Consider the following 22,048-nt stretch of genomic DNA (forward strand, 5'->3'; position numbering starts at 1 on the left):
CAGCTTACCGGATTTCTCACCAACCTGGCCTGTCCGAGGCCCATACCAATGGCGCCCGGAGCAGTCGGGGCAGACTCCCTCCCTCAGGCCGCGTGATCGTTGTGCGCATGCGGCAACCGTGCGACCACGGCATGAAGCGCATGCATGCCGGCAGACTGCGCCAGCGACGCATTGCGGATCTCTCCAAGCTTCCCGGTCACACGCTCCACCGAACCGACAATCTCGAACATCGTCTCACCCGCGGCGGCCACCCGCTGCGCGTTGACACCGACCTGCTCCACCGAATTACTGATACGGTCGCGGACCTCTTTCGCCGAATCCGCACTGCGTTGCGCCAGTGCCCGCACCTCATTGGCGACGCCGGCGAACCCCTTTCCTTGCTCACCGGCCCATGCGGCTTCGATCGACGCATTCAATGCCAGCAGATTGGTCTGAAAGGCGATGTCATCGATGACGTTGACGATAGACGAAATCACTTCCGCGCTTTCCTTCACTTCGCGCATTGACTCGATCACTTCATCCATGACTTGTCCTCCGCGCAGCGCCACCTCCGACGCATCCTGCGCCATATTGCTGGCTTCTTTCGCATTCGCAGCGCTGGTACGCAATGCCGCCGAAAGCTTCAGCACCGCGTCCTGCAAGGTCCGTGTCGCAACCGTCTGCTCGGTCACGTCAGTCGCGTATTTGATGACCTTGAACGGTCGGCCATTGCAATCGAAAATCGGATTGTACGTCGCTTGCAGCCATACCGTGCGACCGCTTTTCGATACGCGCGGATAACAGCCCGCATCGTATTCGCCCTGGCCGAGCTTTTCCCAAAAACGTTGATATTCAGCATTCTCGCGATCCATTGGCGCAACGAGGCGTCGATGATGCGTGCCATGCAACTCTTCCATGCGATAACCGAATGTCCGCAAAAAATTGTCGTTCGCCGTCAGCACATTGCCGTCCAGATCGAATTCCGCAACCAACTGGGCTTTGCGTATGGCCGCAATCTGCCCGTCCAGTTCCGCCGTGCGTTCGTGTTCCTCGGTAATGTCCGTCGCGTACTTGACTACCTTGAATGGGCGGCCGTAAGTATCAAGCAGCGGATTGTACGTCGCCTGCAACCACATTTCGCGACCGTCCGCAGCCAAGCGTTTATAGATACCGGCATCGAATTCACCGCGCCCCAGCTTGTCCCAGAAACGCCGATCTTCTGCGCTGGCGCGCATTGCCGGTTCAACGAATATCCGATGATGCTTACCAATCAGAAATTTACGTGAATAGCCGGAAAGACGACAAAAATTCTCATTGGCGTCCAATATCCTGCCATCAAGCGAAAATTCGACCACCGATTGCGATTTGTCGATCGCCGCCACTTGCCCGGTCAGATCGTCTACGGAATGTGAACCCATCAAACGTTCACGGAACGAGCGGAAAAACGAGGTAACGTTCATGACTGAAATCGGAAACGAGGATACATGGAAGCACGCGTAACCGAATCGCGTGCGGACATTCGAGGCGGAATACATCCCGCATTACATACTTCGCCATGCTGGCAACCGGATACCGCCGGCGCGTCGCCCACCTGGCGCAACAACGGCACGGCATGCCTCGCGAGCGGAACATTGGCTGAACCGGTCATCACACCGTTTGATGCGCGAGCCAGTGCCGGTCGAATGGCGCTGTCACTTTCGAGCACGTGCGCCACGGCGTCGCCACTGCCCTCATCGATCCCAAGGCCCCTTGCGATGCGCAACGCTTCCTCGCTTTCCAGGCCTTCGACGCTGACGCGCATTTCCAATGTGTGGGCCAGTGAGACCAAGCGCTGCACTACCCGTGCGTGCTTTGGCGTGCTGCGCACGGCTTCGATGACCCGAAAATCAAAGCACACGGCCGTCAGGGGCAGCGTTGGCAACCAGCGCACCGTATCGAAGCCTGCGCCAAATCCGGTGACGACAACGCCGATCCCCAATTCGCGCCATGCCCGAATCCGCTTTTGCGTATCGGCAAAGCGCTCGCAAAGGTGCGCGAGCGGTACCGCTATTTCCACTTGGGCCGGCAGTAAGCCGACATGCAGCAATGCATCGAGCCATTGTCTTGGCGATTGCGCCAGCAACGTCGCCCCGCCTCGGATTTGCAGTCGCGCGGAAGTGCGCCGCTCCATCGTCCACCACCGTGAAAACCAATCGAGGAGCCCATGCCGTTGCGTCGCATCCAGCACGGCGCACAACTTTTCTCCAACCACACCTTGAGCCGCTGATGTCAGCGACACCACCCCATCTGCCGTGTAAAAGCCGGTACCGGGTGCCTGGCCCGTGCCATCATCAATACGCTCTTCCGGCAAAATCACGTCAAATCCTTCAGCAATGGCCGCACAGAGATTGACACGCATCTGGCATCCATCTCGAACCGGTGTGTAGGACCCGGCCATGCGAGGCGATTTCGTGAGCGCGCCGATCGTGCTTACGGCATACTCCTGGCCCGCGCCCTTACCTGCGCCGGACGCATGCGCGGTGCGGCTTGTATCGAACGCGATGGACCGGCGTACTTCCCGGGTGTGATGCACGGCGACACGCGGCGCCATCAACGCGGTGATCAGATCGTGACTACTGTTACACGCGTCCACCCGCATCGCCACGAGTTGCATCTCACCCGCACACGCATTCATTTGATCATCGTGCGGCCCCTCGGCAATGGCCGTCACCATGCGTGCAAACCGGGCTCGCGTACCTGCCGCGTCATCAGGATGCAAATCAGATGCGAGCGCGGCAATCGTTTTCGCTATATCGGCACGCGGCATGGTCGCAAAAAAGGCCAGATGTCGTGCTGACAACCGGTACACACCATCGCGGGTCACGACAGCGGATCGGAGCCAAGCGGCCATATGCTCAATGTGCTGGTCAATTCGCTCCGGCTTGCCGCACGCCAGCCAGTCTTCCGCGCGTCTGGCCGGCACGGCCTCGAGACAAACGGCCCAATATGCACTCGCCATGTCGCTCGAGGCAGGCAGCAAGCCCTGCCGGGCGGCATACGCCCGCCATTTGCCCGTACCTGGAGACTTGCTCGTTTCCGCGCCAACGTCATGGCCTTGCCCGCAGGCCAACGTCGTATGGTCGCCTTCCGTCGCCAACAAGGCACTCTCGCGCAATGCTGCGGCGTTCTCGTGGAAGCGGCGCTGGTTTGGCAGATTCGACGCGCGATCGACATAATGCGACGAGCGATGCATCCGGATCATTACCTCCACCGTCTCGGCCATGTCCTCGAGCATCTTCAGCACGTGTGGCTCGACACTGCCACGAGGCGCGACATCGGCAACGCACAATGTGCCAAGCGGCATGCCATCTTCACTACGCACCGGAACACCTACGTAGAACCGAACGCCTGGCGGCGAGGTGACCAAGGGATTGTCCGCAAACCGCGCGTCGCAGCGCGCATCCAGTACGATCAGGGGCTCGCGCTGCAAGATCGCATACGCACAAAACGCATCTTCGCGTGCAGTGTCGGTCAGACCCACCCCGACCGACGCCTTGAACCATTGCCGATGCTGGTCGACCAACGATATGCCCGCAATAGGTGCCTGCAACAGCTCCGACGCCGCCTGCGCAACCGCATCGAACGCGGGATCTCGCGGTGTGTCGAGGATGCAGCTGTCCCACAACGCGCGCAGGCGTTCTGCATCGTTGAATGGCAAAGGAGGCGAGATTCGGTGCAAGGCATCCATCGTATGGCCTGACATTATGTGCCGCGAAAAAGCAATCGCGACGATTGGTTGTTGCGTGTTAAGACAATATATACACGAGATTATCGAATTAACGCATCATTTTCGAAGACGTTACGTACCGTTACGGTTACGTAACATACAGACGAGCGTTTGAAAAATCGACTCGAATCGAGGGGATGCAAACCTCGCGGCACCACGGGAACGATTTCACTAAACCACGGAGTTACCGCTCAATCGCTGCCAAATCGACGATGTAATCAACCCTTTCACCGATCACTTTCAATGTGTCTTCTTGCACCGATACTTTCCGTAGTCATTTAGAACCGTATACGGCCAGTCATTCAATTCGGATCAGCCATATTTCCGCTTTGCGACAAAAGAACTGTGCGATGCAATTTCGCAACATTCAATCCGAAAAGCTTGATCAGGCAAGGCTTAGCAGCCTGCCTACGTTATGACGTCTCGTCACCTCCGTTGCTCAACGTCAAGCCTCAACCACGGAATACATCGCAAAACACCGGAAGAGGACGGGCTTATTTATCTAATTGATTATTCATTATCCACTCACTTCGAGTGCAGACCGAAAAAGGAAGCGGCGTGCTACCGCGTAGCGGTACGTCGCTGCCTGTTACCTTCCTTTATCGCGGCAATACGAAACACCTGACGTAGCTGTGCACCTGGCATGACATTTTTGCTATGGTGTAGGCTCGCCACTGATGGCCCATGTCCCGCATCGATGCAGGGGCAGACGACAAACCGGCCGCCGCTTAACCGATACAATGCCTGACGCCTTTACTTCCGCTGCCCCCTCCGCAATGCCCATCCGCACGGCTCCCGAACCAACGTCTTCGATCGCCCCCCTTCACGTCGGCAATGCCTTACCTGCCCGCTGTCACACGCTGATGGTGCAAGGCACGACATCGGATGCAGGCAAAAGCACGCTGGTAGCGGCGCTTTGCCGATTGCTGGCAAGACGCGGCGTCAAAGTCGCGCCGTTCAAACCACAAAACATGGCGTTGAACAGCGCGGTCAGTGTGGACGGTGGCGAGATCGGACGCGCGCAGGCCTTGCAGGCCTATGCGGCTGGTATTGCGCCGCATACGGATCTGAACCCCGTGCTGCTGAAACCGGGCAGCGACCGCACGGCGCAAGTGATTGTCCACGGCAAGCCAGTCGCCAACCTGAATGCGCGCGATTATCACGCCTACAAACCCGTTGCGATGGACGGTGTCCTGCGCAGCTACAGGCGATTGCAACAGCAATACGACGCAATATTGGTGGAGGGTGCGGGGAGCCCGGCGGAGATCAATCTGCGTGAAGGCGACATTGCCAATATGGGATTCGCCGAAGCCGTCGATTGCCCGGTCATCCTGGTCGCCGATATTGATAAAGGCGGCGTATTCGCACATCTGGTGGGCACCCTGGACGTCTTGGCACCGTCCGAACAGGCGCGCATTGTCGGCTTTGTCATCAATCGCTTTCGCGGCGATCCGGCGTTACTGGAACCCGGCCTGCGCTGGCTTGAGGCCCGTACCGGCAAGCCGGTGCTGGGCGTACTGCCTTTTATGCAAGGCCTGTATCTGGATGCGGAAGATGCGCTACCGGACACCCGAACCCCCATGTCTGCAAACGCGCTCATTCGCATAGTGGCGCCCGCTTTTCCTCGGATCTCGAACGCGACGGACTTCGACGCGCTACGATTGAACGAGTCAGTGGATTTCCGTTTTGTTCGAGCAGGCGAACCGTTGCCACCCGCCGATCTCGTGATCTTGCCCGGCAGCAAAAGCACGCGCGCCGACCTCGCGTGGCTGCACGCACAGGGCTGGGCTCCCGCATTGCGCCGTCACCTGCGGTACGGAGGCAAAGTCATCGGTATTTGCGGTGGATTCCAAATGCTTGGGCATCAAGTTCACGATCCCGAGGGGCTCGAAGGACCACCCGGCAGCAGCCCCGGCCTCGCCTTGCTTGATATCGAGACAACGATCGGACGGCACAAGCACTTACGCAACGTGCGCGGTACGCTGACCCTTGCATCGCACGGCACGCCGAGCAGTAGCTTGCAACCCATGTCGATTCCCGTGATCGGCTATGAAATTCATATGGGTACCAGCCATGGTGCCGGCCTGTCACGTCCGCTTGTCCGTATCGAGGAGACACGCGCCGATGCGATCGCCCCCCTGTCACCGACGACGGGAACGGGCGACGCCAAGTGCCGGGAAACCGATCCAGGCGCACCGTTACCCGATCGCGCGGGCGCTTGCGAAACAGATGTGCCTGATCCCATCAGTGTTCGATTCGATGGTGCGCAATCCGACGACGGTCAGATTCTGGGGACCTATCTACATGGCCTTTTCGATCATCCCGACGCCGCCCAGGCCCTGCTCGGATGGGCAAGTGCTATCGATGCGTCAACGGTACTTCCTCCGTGCTTATCGGAAGGGACAACCAGCCCCTCTTCCGCATTGGCCGGTTTAGACCTGGCGGCTCGCCGTGAGCGCGACCTGAATCGATTGACCGATGCCGTGGAATCGCACCTTGATCTTGCACGGCTTGCAAATTGGCTGCCGCTACCCTTGACCGTCGTGCCGGATAGCGGCAATGGTTCGCAGATGGACGGTTCGGCGACATGATCGGCGCATTTTCGTTCCTGACGGGCAGCCTGCTTGCCCTTGCCGCGGTCGCCGTTGACCGATGCCTCGGCGAGCCTGCACGCTGGCATCCCCTGATCGGTGTCGGGCGAGTGGCCAACGGCATCGAGCGCGCATTCAATCGAAAGGCCCCCTCGCGGACGCACCACGTGCACGTGCCACGCTGCGGCGAGGATGAATGTGACGATGTTCGCGCGCAGTCAGCCGATCGCGCCGCCGCCGCGATAAGCGCACGGATGCGTGGGTTCCTTGGATGGGCATGCGTGGTGCTTCCGCCCACGGCCGCCGCCGCGTTCATCCTGCACCGTTGCCCCTGGCCAATAGCGGCGTTACTGCATGTGCTGTTGTTGTGGTTCGCCTTGGGCGCGCGCAGTTTGCGCGATCACATTGCCCCGGTTGCGCAGGCATTGGCGCGGGCGGACCTCATGTCCGCCCGGGCAGCGGCGGCGCGTGTCGTGTCGCGCGACCTGACCCATGCGGACGAGACTGCGGTCGCCAAAGCCGCGGTCGAGTCCACGCTGGAGAACGGCAGCGACGCGATCTTCGCACCACTGTTCTGGTTTCTCATTGGGGGTGGCCCGGCCGCGTTGGCGTATCGCCTGATCAATACGCTGGATGCGATGTGGGGCTATCGAACGCCACGCCTGCTGCATTACGGCTGGGCCGCGGCACGAATAGACGACATCGCGAATTGGATCCCGGCGCGGCTGACCGCGATGGCCTACCTTGCCCTTGGAGCCGCGGGTGACGGATGGCGTTGCTGGCAACAACAAGCCCCTGCCTGGGACAGTCCCAATGCCGGGCCGGTGATGGCGGCGGGCGCGGGGAGCCTGCAAGTACAGCTGGGCGGTACCGCACGCTACCACGGTCGTGACGAGCACCGCCCCTTGCTGGGCTGCGGTGCCCCGCCGATGGCACGGGATGTGACACGCGCCCTTGCCTTGGTCCAGCGTACGCTTCTGCTTTGGCTGGCGATTGCCATGGGCATCGGCGTCACCCTGGCCCTATGGCCACGCGCCTGGTCATGAGCGACCATTACGCCAGCATCCCATCATTACCGCCGCGCCCGTCCGTGCGACGCGACGTTGTCGTACATGGCGGTGATTTGCAGCGTGCCATCGACCGCTACAAACGCCCCCGGGGAGCCTGGCTGGACCTGTCGACAGGCATTAATCCGCAGGCCTATCCGGTATCGATGCCGCCCCCCGGAATCTGGCGCATGCTACCCGATGACCACGACGACTTGGCCGAGGTTGCGGCCGCCTATTATGGCTGCCACGCAAGCGCGATATTGCCGGTGGCGGGCACGCAAGCCGTCATCCGCGCCCTCCCGGGCATTCTCGCGGCCATGGGGTCCGTCCCGAACGCGATGGCGCCGGAAAGCACTTGCAGCCCGCCAGCGCCACTGCCGCTCGGCGACGCCGCCGTGGCAACGTTGACTTATGGTGAATATGCGCCCGCATTCACCGCCGCGGGGATTCGCGTACATCGATTCGATCCAGCGGACCCCGCGCCGCTCGATACATTGCCGGATACGGTGCGTTATCTAGTCGTCGTCAATCCGAACAACCCGACCACGGATCGGCACACGGTGGCACGACTGCATCGCTGGCGCGAGACGCTCGCACGGCGCGGCGGCACATTGATCGTCGACGAAGCATTTGCGGACGCCTATGCATGTGCCCCCGTCGACGCGGCGATGGACCGTGACGTGGCGGAAACGCCGACGGACGTCCCGACGCACCCTACCGCGCCGTTGTCTCCACCGGAGCCGGGATGTGCTTCAATCATCTCGAAAGACATCACACAGGATGGCTTGATCGTGCTGCGTTCCGTGGGGAAGTTCTTTGGTCTTGCCGGTATACGCGCCGGCTTCGTGGTGGCGTCACCCGCTGTGTGCGACGCCTTACGCGGACACCTCGGCGCGTGGACCGTCGCCGGACCGGCCCGGCATGCGGCGCGCGAGGCGCTACAGGATCGGCCTTGGCAGGAAGCCATGCGCCAGACACTGCGCGCCCAAAGCCGCGGATTGTACGCAATACTGGTAAAACACGGCTTCCCCGCGCGCATCACACCGTTGTTTGCCTGGTGGCCGTACGCCGAAGCGCTGACCTTGCAAGCCCAGCTCGCGGAATATGGCATCTGGATACGCTGTTTTCCAGCGCCCTCCTTCCAGACATCGCCAAGCGTGGCACCGGATAGATCGGCCGATCGCGCAGACGGTTTGACGCCGACACCCAGCCTGCCGAGCGTGCGAATAGGGCTACCGGGCACCGATGCCGCGCTGACACGACTGGACCAGGCGTTACAAGCGATCGGACAGGCCAAACGCAGCGCATCGGCATGAGCCATGACGCTGAACCGTGGTAACGAGGCCCCGCGCCGAAGGTCGGCAATCGGGACCTCGACAAGAAAAGAAACAAAGGAGACAGATGAGGGATGCCGTATGAAGTCGCTTACCACGCTTCGCACACTGGCGCCGGCCGTGCTGCGTATTATGCGCACGCACGGCCGCATGGTGGCCCGGCTGTTGATCGGCGCTTTCGGGTCCTACGCCTGCGCCGAGTATTTCGGCTTCGCGCAAAGCTTCTGGTCGGTCATCACCGCCTTGGTCGTGATTCAGGCCAATGTGGGAGGAACCGTTACCGTCAGCATCGACCGCCTTGTCGGAACTGTCGCGGGTGCCCTGGTCGGCGCATTGGTCACGCCCCTCCTCGCGCTGGCGGCCCCGGTATGGCTCGCACTCTTGATTGCACTGGTACCGCTCGCCTTCATGGCGGCCACCCGCCCAGGTTATCGTATCGCGCCGATCACCGCGGTGATCGTGATTCTCGCCGGCGCGGACTTTCATCCGTTTTGGCTCGGTGCAGCGTATCGGGTGCTGGAAATCTCCCTCGGCACGGTCTTTGGCGTGCTGGTCTCGTTGTTGGTATTCCCATCACATGCGCATCGGGCGATTCGCCGACAATGCGCGCGGGCCATGGGCCCACTGGCCGATCTGCTCGATCGCTTCCTGGTCGAGCGTGGTCGTATACAAAGCGATCGCATCATCCCGCTTCATGACAAGGTACGCGCGGCGATCGCCGCCGCGGAAAAAAGTGTGCAGGACGCCCGTCGCGAGCCCGGCGCACGTCATCTTGATCTGGGCGTGGAAATTCGCGCGCTGCGTCGCATCCATAGCGATGTGATCTTTGTCGGTCGGGCAACGGATGACTGGCCGCAAGCCGCGGAGTGGCCCGAACTGGACAGTGCGATCGAAGGACTTGCCGACGTATCCCATCGCGCCTTCGAGGCGTTGGGGCATGCGCTGACCCATGGCGGATCGACGAGCGCAATCAAGGATCTCGACCAGGCCGTCGGCAAGGTCATCGAGGTGCTGTCGATGGCCTCGGAAAGGGCCCCGGATCTGGCTGCCGCCGCGCAGCAGAAACTGGGAGTGTTGCCGTTCACGATTCAGACGTTGCGCCGCGATATCACGGATTTGGCCGATCTGCTGCAAGGCGCCACGGACACCGAAACCAAAGCCGGCGAGAAAAATGACGGTCAAGACGATGACCGGGACAGAGACGAAGATGGGGACGACGGGATGGAAAACACGCCGCGTAACACGCGCGTAGGGGAATCTACTGGCGGCGCCGGCCACGCGGCGCTATCATGACCAGTTGCCATTGTCGTCGCCGTCCTGCTGCCATGCGCCACGCACTCCAATCCCTGTCGTCAATGTCACCACGCCGCTTGTTTGCCGCTATCCCATGGGCGGTACCCGTGGCGCTATCATCGCTTGCCTTGCTTGCGGGCTGTGGCTCTTCGCAGAAACCGTTCCAGCCGGATCTGTTTTCCACCAACATCAGTCCGTATGCGCATACATTCAACGCGACCAGCGCGCAAGCCTGCGAGGCCGCGCGCCGGGCAGTCTTGAGCCAGGGCTATACGACATCCACGTCGACATCGGATACCGTGGACGCGACAAAGGGGTTCCAACCGAGCGCGGAAAATCACGTATCAGTGTCGTTTCACATCGTCTGTACGCCGAGCGAGTCGTCGTCCAGCGCGAGCGTGCTGTACGTCAACGCGGTACAGGACAATTACGCGCTTAAAAAGAGCGACACGTCCGCAAGCGTGGGACTGAGTGTCCTCGGTTCCGTTTCGCTGCCGATTCGTTCGAACAATGATTCGATGGTGAAAATTTCGAGTCAGACCATCCCACCAGGATTGTTCTATGAGCGATTCTTCGGTCTGGTGGATCACTATTTGAAAACGGTTGTTCGCGCAACGCCTGTGTCGGATGCGGACGTGATCAGCAATAGGCTCGCACCACTTGCATCGCCGAAGCTCGGTAATGCGGAGCCAGTGCCGGTCGTGATTGGCACGACACCCTCGACGACCGATACCATCGCCCCCTTGCCCACACCCGCGCCGCCACCGATAACCCAGCCGGCCGCGGGTACACCAAATGCGGCCGCGGCATCATCCGCACCCGCGAGCGCCGCCACATCGGCTTCAAGCGCCTCGGCCCCGGCTGTTCCTGCCGCCACCGCGGCGGCGCCTACAGCCTCGTCAGCCGCATCCGGCGTTGCGGCCGCGTCATCGCCTACGGCGCCCAGCGCGGCAAAATAGCCCGTATCAGACGCGTTGCGCGTCTGGGGCGATCCAATCCACTACCTCCATTATGTTTTCGATCACGGGCACCGGGCGGCTCAAGCGCGCCTTCACGTGGTCCTCAAGTCGGTAGCCGACAACGTGCACACCGGCCGCAAGTCCCGCCTCGATACCAACGACACTGTCCTCGACGAGTAGGCAGTCCAGTGGCGCTACCCCCATCGCGCTGGCCGCATGCAGGATCAACGCAGGATCGGGCTTCCACGCGCCAACCTCATAGGCACTGAAAATGCGATCCGGGAAATACGCAAGCAGACCGGCCGCACGCAGGCAGACATCCAACTTATCGCGTGGCCCGTTCGATGCAACGGATATCGGCACCCGCAGTTCACGCACAAGGGCGACCGCATTCGGCATTGCCTGCAATTGGGCGGCATAGCGTGCCTTACTGCGATCACGGAATCCATCTGTGAAAGCGTCCAGCTCGGTCAAACCCGTGTCTTGCGCCAACGTTGCGAGAAATTTGGCGAACTCGCACCCCCGGAATCGACGCAATGCGTCTTCCTCATCCATGGTGATGCCCTGTTCGGCCAGCATTTCCACCACGACTTGAGCCGACAAGATTTCGCTGTCGACCAGCGTACCGTCGCTGTCGAAGATTACGCCGCGGATCTGTCCTTTACCGGACAGATCGATATGCGCTGCCTCCCCTGCAGGGGATTGCATTGCATGAGTCCCAGCGCGTACAACTGCGGTCATTCCTTATTCCCAGGAGTGTATCTATCGTTCCGTGATCTGCCGCCGAGACCAAACAGGAGATACGGCAACATGACACGCCATCCCTTCAGGCGGCGCGCCCCTCCTGAAGCAAGGCCAACACCTCGGTCGCCCCCATCGTACGGGCCGCGACCCGGGCATCATTTCCCTGGGCGTCGCGTGCGTCGGGGTTGGCGCCGCGCGCAATCAACTGGCGCACGATATCAATACGATTGAACATTGCCGCGATCATCAATGCGGTGCGACCGTCAGGCGATGCCCCCTCCACGTCAGCGCCATGCTCGAGCAAGGTATCGATGATCTGCCGATAACCCTTGAAAGCCGCGCCCGCAATGGGCGTCTGCCCCTTATCGTTGCGTAGATCGGGATCAGCGCCGCCGGCAAGCAAAACCTTCACTGCATCGACGTGCCCGTGATAACTGGCAAGCATCAACATCGTGTCGCCGTTTTCGTTGCGCAGATTCACGGGCAGGCCTTTCTCGATGAGCTTGCCGAGCATTGCGGCATCACCGCGGCGAGTACAGTCAAACACCTCGCGGGCAAATGCCATCGCTTCCTCGTCGGGTGCGGGTCCGCCCTGCCCGGAGGCATTGGTCGCGCCGGTTTCGCGGCTATTGGACGCTTCATTCATTGCGACTGTATCCAAAAGCGGTTTTTATTCACCACGTTGATCGGCAGGCTGCAATAGTGCGTTCACATCGCCGCCAAAAGCGCCATAGGCACTGGCGGGTTGCCCGGAATGCTGCGCAACCGCGGCGGCAATCTTCCGGGCCGCGGCATAATGCGACATATGTCCCACGCGGGGCAGGATACGCAGATCACTATGGGGGATGTCACGATGCAGCCGCAGCGATTGCGCCCCGGGATCGACGACCGCATCGGCGTCACCCACGAAGATCGTCGTGGGCTGCAGGATTTCCCAATAGCGTTTGCGCAACTTGAAAACGCCCGGGAGCATCAAGGCTTTTTCCCGTGCCGCCGCGCTTACCTGGGACGGGCGCGCACGCATGCCGCGCGGCACCAGCGCTTCAAAGCTCGGTGTCACCGAGTGCGGTGCAAACATACGCTTGGCAGCCCGACGTGCCAGCAGTCGAACCGCGAGTGGGGTGACAGACTGGCCGATCAATCTGCCAACCAATGGTAACTGCTGCAAGCTCGCCAATGCCTCCAGATGCATGCCAGGATAGAAATAGCCCCCCAGCAGAACGAGGCCTTTCACGGATTCAGGAGAAGTCAGTGCCAATGCCGCAGCGACCGTGGCGCCAAACGAATGTCCAACGACCACCGCCTCGTCGATTTCCATGAAATCGAGGAAGTTTCGGATGGTGGCTGCTTGCGCCATGGGCGACACGGGCATATCGGGGTGCGCCTGTTCCGCCGGCGTGAATGGGTCCGCAAGCAACCCCGCTTCACCATATTCGTCATCGGCGATGCGCAGGCCATGCAGGACCGGACCGCCATCAGGCGACACGCCGCTATAGCCGAATCCCGGGCGGTCGATCGCAATCACACGATGGCGGCGCGCCAACACATCGAACAAACCGCTGGCGACGAAGTCCGTGGCTTGCAAGCCCGTCCCGTGCAACAGCAATACGACCGGACCCTGCCCCTTCTCAAGATAATGCAGGCGGACCCCCGCGATATCGACGAAGCGCCCTTGTGCCGGTGCCCGTCGCTCAGCGCGGCTGGCCTGGCGTTTGTTCCACAGAGTCGTTCCTGCCAGCGCCACCGCGGTCAACGCGACGCCTCCGAGGATCCAAGGCAAGCTCCCGCCGCGTTCCGTACGCTCCGTCATTCGTCCGTCTCCTTGTTTGCCATGCGTGAGGGGTCGGGAGCGGAACGCCACCGGCCGGCCCATGCGCTAATTTACCGGGCGGGCGGACTGTGTGGCGCAAAATTTACACTTTGAAGCGAAATGTGGGACACAGCAGCGCGCCGACGTTCGGCATCTCTCCCTTATGCTATAGCGAAACCGCAATGGCTGCGCATTCCGTGAATCAATCGCAGATTACCCTTGTCCGTATAAAGCCGGGCTCGGCACGCAGCGCGTCGATGGCTTGCACGGAAGGCGTCCGGTCCAGATCCGTTACGACATACCCCAACTCTCCCCGGGTTTGCAGCTGTTGGGACACGATGTTCGCTTCATTGGTCGCAAACGCCGTGTTCAAACGCGCAAGCGCACCCGGGACGTTGGCATGCAGATTCAGCACGCGGCACCGTCCCTCCAAGGGCCCCGGCGTGATTTCGGGCACGTTGACCGCACCAGTGGTGGCGCCGGTTCGCATGAAACCAACCAGTTTCGCCGCAACCTCTACCCCGATGTTTTCCTGAGCTTCCTGCGTGCTGCCACCGATGTGCGGCGTCAGAATCGTATTTACGGCACCGCGCAGCGGGCTTTCGAACGGCTCTTGATTGTTCGCCGGTTCGGTTGGATATACGTCAATCGCCGCGCCACCGAGTTGACCATCGTCAAGCGCCGCGCGCAGGGACGGGATATCGACAACCTTGCCCCGCGATGCATTGATCAAGATCGCTCCGCGCTTGAACTTGCGCAACAGGTCGCCGTCGATGAGATTCGTCGTGGCCGCAGTGGCAGGTACATGCAGTGTGACGATGTCTGCCTGCGACACCGCGTCGGCCAGCGTCGGTGCCGCCCGCGCAGTGCCCAATCCCAGCTTCGCCTGCAAATCGTAATAGACCACACGCATGCCGAACGACTCTGCCAATACCCCAACCTGGGAGCCGATATTGCCATAGCCCACGACGGCGATCGTCTTACCGCGCGCTTCATAGGCGCCAGCCGCGCCCTTGGCCCAGATACCGGCATGCGTCAATGCCGTCTTCTCCGGCACGCGGCGAAGCAGCAAGACGGCTTCGGCGATGACAAGTTCAGCGACCGATCGGGTGTTCGAGAACGGTGCATTGAATACCGGGACGCCGGCACGGGCCGCGGCGTCGAGCGCGACTTGGGACGTGCCGATGCAAAAACAACCCAACGCTTGCAACGACGGCAACGCTAGAAAGTCATCCGCGCAGAGGTGGCTTGCTGAACGGATGCCCAGCAGCGCGCTGTCGCCCACGGCGTCATGCAGTGCTTTACCCGTCAACGCCGAGGCGTGCCGACGTACATCGAGGCCGGCGTCTGTCAACAGATCCGACGCGGTTTTATGTATCCCTTCCAACAACAGAATAGACGTCATTGATGCACCAAATGAAAAAGGCCGGTGAAAGTCGGCGGCCGATGCCGTACCGCCATAAGCGTTGCAAAACGTCTGCGCCTTATAATCGGAGGATATCGGCAAACGCGGCCCACCGTATGACACCGCGCCAAAGACCCTTTGGAGGCTAATGGCGATCACGTCTTCGGCTGCGCGCGCCCTCTCGATCCACCACCTTCACGTTGATCCCGGTCACCCATGTCTTCGTCACCGCAGCCTTCCTCGCCATCGTTGCCGCAGTTGGCATCGACCGATCAGAACGGCGACATCCGTGCGCAATCGCCGACGAAGCAGGCTTGGGACGTGGACCCTCGTCGAGCATTCGACGACTGGCTTGCGTTGCAACGTTTCCGCACCTCGTCGGTACTCGTCTATCGTGCGCAATGGCACCACTTCCTGGATTGGCTTGCCGCACGCGGACGAACACTACGCGGTGCCGAACCGGCGTTGATCGATGAATTCGCCGCAACGATCGATGTCAAACGCCAGCAACGCGCGCGTTACCTCCGAATCATGGAGCGGGTATTCGATGATATGACCGGGCAGTCGCAAGCACAAGGCAACCCAGCGCGCGCGGTGACGCGACGGATCGATGCTCCTTGGACCGATACCGTGTCGAATGCGCCAACCGGCTTCCTCGATGCAACGGAACGCGGGCGCCTATGGGAAGAATTGGCGCGTACGATATCGCCCGAAGGGCAGGTACTACCGTGGCGTGACCTACGGGACCGGGCGATGGCGGCAATGTTGCTCGGCGCCGGTCTGAAGTTGAATGAACTCGAATCGATGCATCTGCGCCAGTTACGGATTGCCTGGATGCCACCGAATACCTTGGCGCGGACAGATAGCGACGCAAAACCGGAGCGCGCGGACGATGCTCCGGCCCTATGGTCCCCTGAACAGGAAACCGATGAACGTGGCGGAGTTGTCTTGATCCCCCGAGCTGCCGCGGGCGGAAATGGCCGCGCCGGCAAGGGATCCGAGACAACATCAAAGGCGACGACGGGCGGGTATGTCCACGATGATGCCGAAGACGCGGATAGCACCGTCGGCGTAAACGGCACCGCCGGCGGCGACGGACAGCGCACCGTGCCATTTCCCGCTCACGCGGCCGAGATCCTGCTGTGCTGGTTGCGGGCGCGAACGGATCAGGGCGTGGAAGGCGAACTGGTATTCCCCGCGGGACGAAGTGGCCTGAAAATGCATAAGGCCACCGCACTACGGGCGATCGACGCGTTGGTCGAACGCTGTGGATTACATGCATCCCATCATGGCCGCATCAGCCCGCAGACGTTACGAAATGCATTTGCCGCCGCGCTGTTCACAGCGGGCCATACGGACGAACAGGTCGCGGAACGGCTAGGCATGATCAAAACGCTGTCGGCGCGGCGTTTGCGGGCCGCATGGGATCTGGCCCGCGCCGCACCGGCAGCACTTGCGGCGGGCGAAGGTGCCACAAGCGCTCGCCCCTCCCGACGACGCGACAACGATCAAAAGGTGCGGTAAAACCACGAAATCACGTCAATAACGCAATGGCATCGGATAACTGTTTCTGTCCATTTGCAAACTTGGCGATGTCAGGCAAGTTCAGTGCATCGGGGCCGATCGTACCGAGGCGATTGGCGCGGAATGCCGGCATCCCGAGCCGCATCGCCTGCACCAGATGCATTGCATAGCAGACAAAACCGTATGGGTAGGTGCGGCGCAACTCCTGAACCTGCTCATCGCTCATGTCGTTCATCCACTTCAGTGCGCGCTCGTGTTGACCACTGCGATAGCAAACGATGCCAAGGTTGCCGCGATACACTACGTCTCGCAACGATTTACGAATTGCGGACTCATAGCAATCCGCTGCCTTGTCGATACGATTCTGTTTCGAATAGCAAACACCACCCAGGTTATCCAGCGTATGGTGGACAAAGTTGGCCTCGCGGAAACGCTCATAATCGACAATCCCCTGCGACGCCCGCACCGCATACAATGCCTTTAACAATTCCCGTGCACGCGGCAGGTTGAACGGGATCAAGTTGATCTTTGCCCGATCCATCCGATCCACTCGCTCCAAGCCATAATCAGACGCCGCGTATTGCGCGAAATCAACCGCATAGCGTGGATCGACGTCCTTCAATCCCACCCCTACCGTGGCATCGTCGGCGAAGAAATAACCGCAAATCAATTCCAGATCGTCCAGTGCCGCACACGCCACAAGCGCCTTGCGCAACACCCCCGGCGTAATCGATACTTCCCCGCCCGCCACACAGATCGAGGTCTGGTCGAGCACCCCAACGGTGACATCGGGAAAGATACGGTTCAAATCCGAATACAGCTTGGCGAGATTCCGGTTGAACGCACCCGTTCCAAATTTCTTCGTGAAAGTCGCGGCGTTCTTGAAACGAAACACCGCCGCGGCGGGCATTTCATTGCGACGCAGTGCATTGAACACCGCCGTGTTCAATTCCTCACTGCCTTGCGTGGCGGCATTATCGAAGACCGTACCGGGAAAGCCCTGATCGCTGGACAATCGAATCAAATGGGAAATACTCCCCAACGGCACGGCTTCCAGATGCGCCCCCACCGGAACCGGCACCAAACGGGTGTGGTCCGCCGGCAAGGCAAACGCGATTTCATTCTGAACGTTGAACACCACCACTCGCACCAGTTCGCGCTTGGGATAGTGACCGACGACCTTTCGGGTACGGCCGTCATCGGTGACAAACGGCACCTTGCCCGAATACGTTTCGGGATAGACAACGAATTCCTGTCCAACCGCCACGCCCACTTTCGAACCGATATCGATCGCGGTTACACCGGTCTGGCCATCGTATTCGAGGACTCGCCCGCAGTTATGGATGATCTCGTCGAATACGGTAACCATATTGCGGCCCCGTGCTTTCGACCGCGACAAAGCGGTGTCCGCGTTATCAAGCAATGCCAACACCTCGGCATCGGCGCTGTTCGAGTGATTCGGCGTATAGATGGCCACGCCGGCGCTGGTCGTCAGATGCCGTTCGCTTGCCAACGGAAACTCGATTTCCTCGATCTCAGGCTGCTGACTGATCAAAGCCGACCATTCCGCTTCCGAAGGCAGCGGCTCATCCTCTATCCGAAAGCAAAACCGCTCGGCCATTTCGCGGATCATGCTCGCTTCCACGGCACCTTCGATCAGCACCAGATACTCTTCACCAGACGGGTGGGCAACACGAATGTCCACGTCATCGTGCTCGGCCATGATGGCGCGCGCGACCTGATCCAGGCGACGCGCGAACGTTTTCAATACCTGATCGCCGTACAAGTGACCGAAGTTGTCGTTCACCTGCTTGAACCGATCGACATCAAGGGACATCACGGCCAGGATCTGCGACTTGCCTCCTTCCTGAGCGATCTTGCCGTTGTTCAGGTAATGCTTGATCTGGTCTACCTTGTCGCGCAAGATCGACCGAAACGAGTCACGTGCGAGCAGGTCCGTCAACGGGTTGTGCGAGACGTGATAGGCATTGATCGCGTGTTGCAGGATCGTGCCGATCCGTGCCGTGCATAGTCGGACGGTTTCGACATCAGGTTCGGTCGCGAAGCGAATCGACGCGGCCGCACGGAGACCCGCGATGTCGAACCACAAGGCACCCGAATTCGGGGCGACCCGATGGGTACCTTGCACGACCTGCTCATTGGGCAGCCGAACCGAGTCGGGCGCGTCATAGTCGGCGGAAGACATCGCTCGCCATTGTTCGCCATCGTCGAAAAAGAGGTCGAGCTCGACCTGCCCCACGTCCAAGTCCCGGCGTAATGCCTTGCCCAGTACCCGCAACTGCTCTTTATTGACCATGCTTCCCCGAACACACCTCATGCGCGCCTGGCTGGCGGGCGCGCTTCGTTTAGAGCATCTGTCCGTGACGACGCTCGTGTCGATAGTCGCGTTGCGACTGATGAACATTACTGCACTTACCTGCACCAGGACAGTGAGATCGACGTGTCGCTGAATACTTCCGTGCAAATACCAGACATTTTTACCGAATACCGCCACGAATGACCAGGAGAAACCTGGTGCCAACATGCTTTACTGCAACACGCAGCCGTTTCACGAAGCAATTGATGCGGGCGAGAATACCATGGCACCCCTGATGCCATTAAAACGAATCGTGTCGTCACCCAACGCCGGAATCACAACGCAGCATCGAAGATGCGGAGCGACCTTGGCAACATTACAGATACGACCAGCGCATCATCAGCTTTAAAAAACAACTGCATAGCCACCGAACCGCTGAGCGTGTATCGGCATATTTCAGAAAAACTGAAGAGCAGCATCCACTGCCCGAAAGGTCTACGTGCAACATAATAAAAATGCAATATTTTTTTGAACAGACGTGTATAAAACTCCTCTTTCAAAAATATTTATAACGTTTTTAAAAAAAACGGGCCAAGCATAATGCATGGCCCGGCGCGTTGATCTGGGAAATTAAGACTTCAATGTCGCCGTCATGGTAATTTCTGCGTTCAACAGTTTGGAAATCGGACATCCCGCCTTCGCGGCGGCCGCGCATTCATCAAACTTTGCTTTATCGGCGCCAGGGATTTCGACGACGACATCAAGATGCGACGCTTTTACCGCAAAACCATCGCCCTCCTTATCGAGTGAAATGGTCGCCTTGGTATCGATCGACTTGGCTACCAGACCCGCATTGCCCAGAATCATGGACAATGCCATCGAGAAGCAACCGGCATGGGCAGCCCCGATCAGTTCTTCCGGGTTCGTGCCGGGACCACCTTCGAATCGCGCATTAAAACCGTAAGGCGCAGCCTTCAGCACGCCGGTTTCCGTGGAAATCGTACCGCCTCCTTTCTTAAGGTCGCCTTCCCAATGTGCCGATGCGGATTTCTTGATCATTGCCTTCTCCCATTACACGTTGCGACACCCGCAAGGGATATGAGCGCCAACGGACAGCAGACGTTACGTCGCACGCATCACCTGCTCTTCGCCATTGCATCCCTATCGGGTCCAGCAACCAGGGTAGCTCGGAACCGCATTGCTTGCTGATCGCGCGACGAGCGGTGCACATCACGACGACTGACTCAAGATGACGGCCATCAGACCAGGGAAGCGGGCATCTAGCTCCTCCCGTCGCAGCGAATTATGATGTGTCGTACCCATTACATCGGTACGCACCAGGCCTGCCTCACGAAGAATGCGGAAGTGGTGTGACATCGTCGACTTGGGGCGGCCACCCTCCAATGCCGCGCAACTCGCCTCACGTACCTTTGCCAGTTCCCGGACTATTTCCAGCCTGACAGGGTCGCTCAAAGCATCAAACAGTCTCTCGAGAACAACGTCCTCAAGGGCGGGATGGGTATAGATTCGCATGCGAAGAAAAAAATAGAACGAAAAAACAAAGCAGTGCACGCCATCTTACAAGAGAAGTCGCATGCAGCACCTGAAATTCGTTAGTTCGAATATAATCGAAATATAAGGATTTGGCGGCTTACCAGGTAGCTGCGCAGCCGGCATGGATGTCGGCCTATTTTTCTGCGCGGCTTTCCAACAACTTCGCGGCACAAGCAATGGCGGGCGGCACGCATGCTCCCCGGAAACCCAGGAGTTATTTCATGGCAGGTTTGTTCGATCCCTTTTCCCTCAAGTCCGTGACGCTGCGTAACCGCATCGCCATACCGCCTATGTGCCAGTACATGGCGGAGGACGGTGTGTTGAACGATTGGCACGCAGTACACCTGGCCAGTCTGGCAAGGGGTGGTGCCGGCCTGGTGATCGTAGAGGCGACGGCGGTGTCGCCGGAGGGCCGCATTACCCCCGGATGCACTGGACTGTGGAACGACGTGCAGGCTGCCGCTTTCTCGCCTATCGTGCAAAAGATCAAGGCTGCGGGCGCCGTCCCTGGCATTCAAATCGCCCATGCCGGCCGCAAAGCCAGCGCCAACAAACCCTGGGAAGGGGACGATCACATCCCGGCCACCGATCCTCGTGGCTGGCAGACCATTGCCCCTTCGGCGATCCCATTCGGCGCGCATCTCCCGAAAGTCCCCACGGCAATGACGATCGATGACATTGCCCGGGTACGCGCCGATTTCGTCGCCGCGGCGAAGCGCGCACGGGATGCCGGATTCGAATGGTTGGAATTACATTTCGCGCACGGGTACCTTGGGCAAAGTTTCTTTTCGCGTCATTCGAACCATCGGGACGACGCCTACGGCGGCAATGCCGAAAATCGTGGCCGCTTCCTGACCGAAACGCTAGCCGCCGTACGGGACGTCTGGCCCGCGCACCTGCCTCTGACGGCCCGCTTCGGCGTGCTCGAATACGATGGTGAAGACGAACAAACACTGACCGAGTCCATTGATCTGATCAAGCGCTGGAAGACCGAGGGCCTCGATATGCTGAGCGTATCGGTCGGGTTCTCAACGCCGACGGCGAATATCCCATGGGGTCCGGCGATGTTGGCTCCTATTGCCAAACGCGTACGCACCGAAACCGGTCTGCCAGTGTCATCGGCATGGGGCATCGACACGCCACGGCTCTGCGATCAAGTCCTGCGTGCCGAGCAAATGGACGTGGTGATGGTGGGACGTGCGCATCTTGCCGATCCGCACTGGCCCTACCATGCCGCAAAAACATTGGGCGTCGACAAGCCGTCCTGGACGCTGCCCGCCCCATACGCGCACTGGCTCGAACGTTACGCGCCAGCGGCCTGAGGTCGGAATGCCCACCACCGGCTGCCGCAAAAGTTATAGATCAGGCCAATACCGGTGGTGATCACCTGCGCGACCCAGTACGACCAGCCCAGGTAGTGGGCAAAGAGCCACATCAGGAGATTGTTCAGACACCAACCCACGCCGAGTAGGGCAAAGTAACGTGGCGCGGTGTGAAAGTGCCCATGGGTCGCGCGAAAAGTGATCAGATAATTCAGCGCATAGTTGCAAACGGAACCAAGCAAATAGCCCACCGCGGAGGCACTCACGGCCGTGGTATGCAGACCTTGCACGCCGATCCAGAGCGTCAGGTACTGCACCGCAGTGCCTGAGAGGCCGACGGCCGCAAAGCGGCAGAACTGGAGGAATAGCGGTTGGTAAGTAGACACGATGTATCGAATAGC

16 protein-coding genes and 1 pseudogene are annotated in these 22,048 nt (G+C 60.1%); 7 read left to right on the forward strand and 10 right to left on the reverse strand.

The window, feature by feature from the left end:
* Window positions 1–83 precede the first annotated feature (83 nt).
* Together SJQ66_RS00625 and SJQ66_RS00630 are read right to left on the reverse strand one after the other, a co-directional pair.
* Window positions 84–1,439, reverse strand: a complete 1,356-nt coding sequence (locus SJQ66_RS00625; RefSeq protein ID WP_024904613.1) for a methyl-accepting chemotaxis protein — start codon at window positions 1,437–1,439, stop codon at window positions 84–86.
* Complete coding sequence (locus SJQ66_RS00630; RefSeq protein ID WP_320533741.1) at window positions 1,436–3,706, reverse strand: EAL domain-containing protein; 2,271 nt, start codon at window positions 3,704–3,706, stop codon at window positions 1,436–1,438. Before SJQ66_RS00630 ends, SJQ66_RS00625 begins: the two co-directional genes overlap by 4 nt.
* A 779-nt stretch (window positions 3,707–4,485) precedes the next feature.
* On the opposite strand from SJQ66_RS00630, the gene SJQ66_RS00635 reads away from it, so the two are divergent.
* From SJQ66_RS00635 to SJQ66_RS00655, 5 genes are all read left to right on the forward strand, one after another.
* The gene (locus SJQ66_RS00635) at window positions 4,486–6,336 is read left to right on the forward strand and encodes a cobyric acid synthase (protein ID WP_407691460.1); all 1,851 of its coding nucleotides are present in this window, start codon (window positions 4,486–4,488) and stop codon (window positions 6,334–6,336) included.
* The gene (locus SJQ66_RS00640; RefSeq protein ID WP_024904616.1) at window positions 6,333–7,382 is read left to right on the forward strand and encodes a CobD/CbiB family cobalamin biosynthesis protein; all 1,050 of its coding nucleotides are present in this window, start codon (window positions 6,333–6,335) and stop codon (window positions 7,380–7,382) included. The genes SJQ66_RS00635 and SJQ66_RS00640 overlap by 4 nt, the downstream gene beginning before the upstream one ends.
* The gene (locus SJQ66_RS00645; RefSeq protein ID WP_320533742.1) at window positions 7,379–8,701 is read left to right on the forward strand and encodes a threonine-phosphate decarboxylase; all 1,323 of its coding nucleotides are present in this window, start codon (window positions 7,379–7,381) and stop codon (window positions 8,699–8,701) included. Before SJQ66_RS00640 ends, SJQ66_RS00645 begins: the two co-directional genes overlap by 4 nt.
* Before the next feature lie 99 nt (window positions 8,702–8,800).
* The gene (locus tag SJQ66_RS00650) at window positions 8,801–10,012 is read left to right on the forward strand and encodes an FUSC family protein (RefSeq protein WP_157685892.1); all 1,212 of its coding nucleotides are present in this window, start codon (window positions 8,801–8,803) and stop codon (window positions 10,010–10,012) included.
* Window positions 10,009–10,971 carry a DUF2242 domain-containing protein gene (locus SJQ66_RS00655; protein WP_253465051.1) on the forward strand — a complete coding sequence of 321 codons (963 nt, stop codon included), beginning with the start codon at window positions 10,009–10,011 and terminating at the stop codon, window positions 10,969–10,971. Before SJQ66_RS00650 ends, SJQ66_RS00655 begins: the two co-directional genes overlap by 4 nt.
* Before the next feature lie 6 nt (window positions 10,972–10,977).
* Here SJQ66_RS00655 and SJQ66_RS00660 read toward each other — a convergent pair whose 3' ends face one another.
* From SJQ66_RS00660 to serA, 4 genes and pseudogenes are all read right to left on the reverse strand, one after another.
* A complete protein-coding gene (locus tag SJQ66_RS00660) occupies window positions 10,978–11,679 on the reverse strand; it encodes an HAD family hydrolase (protein ID WP_052738452.1) in 702 nt (233 codons plus the stop codon).
* Window positions 11,680–11,797: 118 nt separating this feature from the next.
* Entirely contained in the window at window positions 11,798–12,280 is a 483-nt protein-coding gene (locus tag SJQ66_RS00665) for an ankyrin repeat domain-containing protein (protein WP_046153966.1), read from the reverse strand.
* A 105-nt stretch (window positions 12,281–12,385) separates the two neighbouring features.
* Window positions 12,386–13,525, reverse strand: a complete 1,140-nt coding sequence (locus SJQ66_RS00670) for an alpha/beta fold hydrolase (RefSeq protein WP_046153955.1) — start codon at window positions 13,523–13,525, stop codon at window positions 12,386–12,388.
* Between the two features lie 202 nt (window positions 13,526–13,727).
* Window positions 13,728–14,933: pseudogene (serA, locus tag SJQ66_RS00675) on the reverse strand (phosphoglycerate dehydrogenase); the annotation flags it as partial.
* Window positions 14,934–15,146: 213 nt separating this feature from the next.
* Here serA and SJQ66_RS00680 point away from each other — a divergent pair.
* Window positions 15,147–16,454, forward strand: coding sequence for a tyrosine-type recombinase/integrase (locus tag SJQ66_RS00680; protein WP_024904624.1), 1,308 nt, complete (start codon window positions 15,147–15,149; stop codon window positions 16,452–16,454).
* A gap of 10 nt (window positions 16,455–16,464) precedes the next feature.
* Here SJQ66_RS00680 and SJQ66_RS00685 read toward each other — a convergent pair whose 3' ends face one another.
* The 3 genes from SJQ66_RS00685 to SJQ66_RS00695 form a co-directional block, all read right to left on the reverse strand.
* Window positions 16,465–18,771, reverse strand: coding sequence for a diguanylate cyclase domain-containing protein (locus SJQ66_RS00685; protein WP_157685120.1), 2,307 nt, complete (start codon window positions 18,769–18,771; stop codon window positions 16,465–16,467).
* 630 nt (window positions 18,772–19,401) lie between these two features.
* A complete protein-coding gene (locus tag SJQ66_RS00690) occupies window positions 19,402–19,827 on the reverse strand; it encodes an OsmC family protein (protein ID WP_024904626.1) in 426 nt (141 codons plus the stop codon).
* 174 nt (window positions 19,828–20,001) lie between these two features.
* Window positions 20,002–20,304, reverse strand: a complete 303-nt coding sequence (locus SJQ66_RS00695; protein ID WP_024904627.1) for an ArsR/SmtB family transcription factor — start codon at window positions 20,302–20,304, stop codon at window positions 20,002–20,004.
* Window positions 20,305–20,546: 242 nt separating this feature from the next.
* Between SJQ66_RS00695 and SJQ66_RS00700 the strand changes: the two genes are divergently transcribed.
* Window positions 20,547–21,647, forward strand: coding sequence for an NADH:flavin oxidoreductase/NADH oxidase (locus SJQ66_RS00700; RefSeq protein ID WP_024904628.1), 1,101 nt, complete (start codon window positions 20,547–20,549; stop codon window positions 21,645–21,647).
* On the opposite strand, the gene SJQ66_RS00705 is transcribed toward SJQ66_RS00700, so the two are convergent.
* Complete coding sequence (locus SJQ66_RS00705) at window positions 21,629–22,033, reverse strand: GtrA family protein (protein WP_036011550.1); 405 nt, start codon at window positions 22,031–22,033, stop codon at window positions 21,629–21,631. The two genes, SJQ66_RS00700 and SJQ66_RS00705, sit on opposite strands and share 19 nt — an antisense overlap.
* Window positions 22,034–22,048: the final 15 nt, after the last annotated feature.

Origin of the sequence: Robbsia andropogonis (assembly GCF_034047095.1) — a bacterium.
Lineage (GTDB): Bacteria > Pseudomonadota > Gammaproteobacteria > Burkholderiales > Burkholderiaceae > Robbsia > Robbsia andropogonis.